Source organism: Nonomuraea sp. NPDC049784, assembly GCF_040659615.1.
In the GTDB taxonomy this organism is placed as follows: Bacteria; Actinomycetota; Actinomycetes; order Streptosporangiales; family Streptosporangiaceae; genus Nonomuraea.
In genome coordinates this window covers 1-3,023 of sequence record NZ_JBFAMX010000906.1, presented here as the reverse complement: position 1 = coordinate 3,023, position 3,023 = coordinate 1, and the positions used below count along the sequence as shown (strand labels likewise).

The 3,023-nt window shown below is 69.9% G+C and carries 3 protein-coding genes and 1 pseudogene; 1 reads left to right on the top strand and 3 read right to left on the bottom strand.

Annotated features, from left to right (window positions below):
* Positions 1-396: pseudogene (locus AB0J09_RS60790) on the bottom strand (SAM-dependent methyltransferase); the annotation flags it as partial.
* 93 nt (positions 397-489) lie between these two features.
* On the opposite strand from AB0J09_RS60790, the gene AB0J09_RS60785 reads away from it, so the two are divergent.
* Positions 490-1,728: an NDP-hexose 2,3-dehydratase family protein gene (locus AB0J09_RS60785; protein WP_360713036.1), complete on the top strand. Its 1,239-nt coding sequence runs from the start codon at positions 490-492 to the stop codon at positions 1,726-1,728.
* Here the strand turns inward: AB0J09_RS60785 and AB0J09_RS60780 are convergent.
* A complete protein-coding gene (locus AB0J09_RS60780) occupies positions 1,679-2,665 on the bottom strand; it encodes an NAD-dependent epimerase/dehydratase (RefSeq protein ID WP_360713033.1) in 987 nt (328 codons plus the stop codon). The genes AB0J09_RS60785 and AB0J09_RS60780 overlap by 50 nt on opposite strands.
* Positions 2,662-3,023 (bottom strand): hypothetical protein (locus AB0J09_RS60775; RefSeq protein WP_360713030.1); only part of this gene is annotated, 362 nt, incomplete at its 5' end. The genes AB0J09_RS60775 and AB0J09_RS60780, both read right to left, overlap by 4 nt.

Below are 3,023 nucleotides of genomic sequence, written 5' to 3'. Positions count from 1 at the left end.
GGCCGCGGCGCGGTCGGCGACGCCTCCCGACGGCTCCACGCCCAGGTGCCTGACGCCCGCGCGGGCGAGGTTGCCGAGCATGACTCCGTCGTTGCAGCCCAGCTCGACCACGAACGGATCGCTCCATTCGCTCATGACCCGCTGCGCGAAGCCCGCGAAGTGCTCGCGCATCACCGACGAACCCGAGGACAGATAGGGATAGCCGTCGTGGAACATGCGTTCACGCGGCACTTCCTCCAGGAGTTGCACCATGGAGCACGAACCGCATACGCCGACGGCGAGCCGGAAAAAGAACTCCTCCCGTTGTTCTCCGGGCGCCCTAAACGCATCGGACAAAGGCTGCCGCCCGAAGTCGGCGACCTGTTCCAGCCGCCCCGAACAGATCCGGCACTTCACATCTATTTCCACGACGCCACTATATTAGGCATTTTTCGGTATAGGGTAGGGCTGAATATGAATGTCCTTCGCTGGCTTTCCTCGCACGGCGCGATGAAAGCCGAAAGAATTCCACTGGAGGAACTCACCGGCTGGCGCCGTGACCGCGGCACCGGCAACCTGGTGCACGCGAGCGGGAAATTCTTCAGCGTCGAAGGGCTGGACGTCCACTACCCGGAGGGGCCCATCTCACGGTGGGCGCAGCCCATCATCAACCAGCCCGAAGTGGGCGTGCTCGGCATCCTCATGAGACGTCTCGACGGCGTCCCCCACCTGCTGCTCCAGGCCAAGCACGAGCCCGGCAACGTCAACGGGGCCCAGCTCTCTCCGACCGTGCAGGCCACCAGGAGCAACTACACGCGCGTGCACGGCGGGCGGCCGGTGCCGTACCTGGACAGGTTTCGCTCCCCGGACGGCCGGGTGCTGAGCGACGTGCGCCAGTCGGAGCAGGGCAGCTGGTTCTACCGCAAACGCAACAGGAACATGGTCGTCGAGATCATCGACGACGTCGCGCCGTCGGCGGGCTTCCGCTGGCTGGCCCTGCCCGACGTGCTCGACCTGCTGTCCGAGCCCGACGTGGTGAACATGGACACCAGGACGGTGCTGTCCTGCCTGCCGCCGTCCGTATGGGGGGACGAGTACGCCGTGCCCAGCCGTTCCCGGCACGACATGGGCGAGATCCTCAGCTGGATCACCCAGCGGCGCTCGACGGTCGAGATCCACGTCGAACGGATACCGCTCGACCGGGTAAGTGGCTGGCAGACGGCACGCGGCGCGATCTCCCACGAGACGGGCAGGTATTTCGCCGTGATGGGGGTGAGCGTGACCGCCAGCGACCGTGAGGTGGGCGCCTGGACGCAGCCGATGATCGAGCCGACCGCGCCCGGGGTCGTGGCGTTCCTGCTCAACTGGTTCGACGGCGTGCCACATGTGCTGGTCAGGGCGCGGGTCGAGCCTGGATATGCCGATGTCGCCGAGCTGGGGCCGACCGTGCAATGCGCTCCCGCCAACCATGACACACCGCCGCCGTACCTGGAGGAGGTGCTCGGCACGCCGCCCGGCCGGGTCCTCTTCGACACCATGTTGTCGGAGGAGGGCGGGCGCTTCTATCACGCGCGCAACCGCTACCTCATCGCCGAGACCGACACCGACCATGCGCATCCGGACTTCCGCTGGGTTTCCCTGCCGCAGCTCACTGAGCTGCTGCGGCACAGTCACTACCTCAACGTGCAGGCCAGGACGCTCATCGCGTGCTTGTACAGCGTGGTGCGCGAGATGGCGGCAGCGCGTTAGCCACGGTTTCCCTGAGCCCCTCGCCCAGCTCGACGCGCGGGCTCCAGCCGGCCACGGCCGTGAAGCGCGACGCGTCGATCTCGACGTCCAGCAGGTCGCCGGACGCGGCATGCGCGGGCGGCGGCACCGACTCCAGCGGCACGGGCGGACGGCCCGTGTGCGCACCGACCGTCGCCGCGACCAGCCCGAACAGGGTGGCGACCGGCACCGGGCGTCCCGTGCCCACCACCCAGTGCCGTCCCGCCAGTGCGTCGGCGTGGTCGAAGGCCGAGACCAGGGCGCGTGCAGCGTCGCGCGCGTGCAGCAGGTCGCGTCTCATGCGCCCGTCACCCCACATCTGCAGCGGCTCGCCGGCCAGGGCCCGGCGGATCATGGCGGACACCACGCCGCGCTCGGCGCCGTCGGGGCGGCAACCGTACACGGTGGGCAGCCGCACGGAGACGCCGCGTACGAGCCCGTCCGACGTCGCGCGCATGAGCGCGGTCTCGGCGGCGAGCTTCTGCCGGTCGTAGAGGCTCGCCGGGCGGTCCGGTTCGGTGCCGTCGATGCGGCCCGCCACGCCCGACTGCGACGTCGAGCCGGCGTACACCACGACAGGTCTCGCGCGCCGGGTCGCGGCGAGCACGTCGACCAGGATGCCGACGTTGATCCGCTCGCCCGTGTCGTCGTTCTCGGCGACGCGCCAGGCCCGTGCGCCATCGTGGCGTGCGACGAGGTGGAAGACCGCGTCGGCCTCCGCTACCGCCGACTCGACCTGGCCCGGCGCGGTGAGGTCCGCCGCGACGGTCTCCGTCTCCGCCCCGCCCGCGGGGCGCGACGGCTCATGCGAGGCGACCAGGCGCAGCCTGATGTCCCTGTCCGCGAGCATGGCGGCGACCTGCGAGCCGATCAGCCCCGTGGCTCCGAGGACCACGACGAGGCGTCGGTACGAGGTCACGCCGGGCCGCCGCCGATTCCTTCCGCTGTCTCCCACTCGTCGAGGTTCATCAGCATCAGCTCGAAGTGGTCGCGCAGCTTGCCGCGATACGCCTGGTTGGCCGCGCGCAACCGGGCGATCTCCCGTCCGATCGTCTCGTCATTGACGGTACCCTGCTCGTCGGCCGCCTTGGCCAGCATCGTGCCCCGCCTGAGCAGGGCGTCCTCGATCAGCTCCCGGCTGTAGCGCTGGGCGTCCTGGATGTACTGGTCGGCGGTCTGCTGGGCCTGCGAGAGCAGGCTGGCGGCGTACACGTGCGCCTCCTGGACGCGGCTGGCCACCGTGCGCGACGCGGCCTGCTCGGCCGGGTCGACGCGGG

What these genes read in the sequence shown, in the direction of transcription:
- AB0J09_RS60785 (WP_360713036.1), top strand. Translation starts at nt 490, where the DNA reads ATGAAAGCCGAAAGAATTCCACTGGAGGAACTCACCGGCTGGCGCCGT.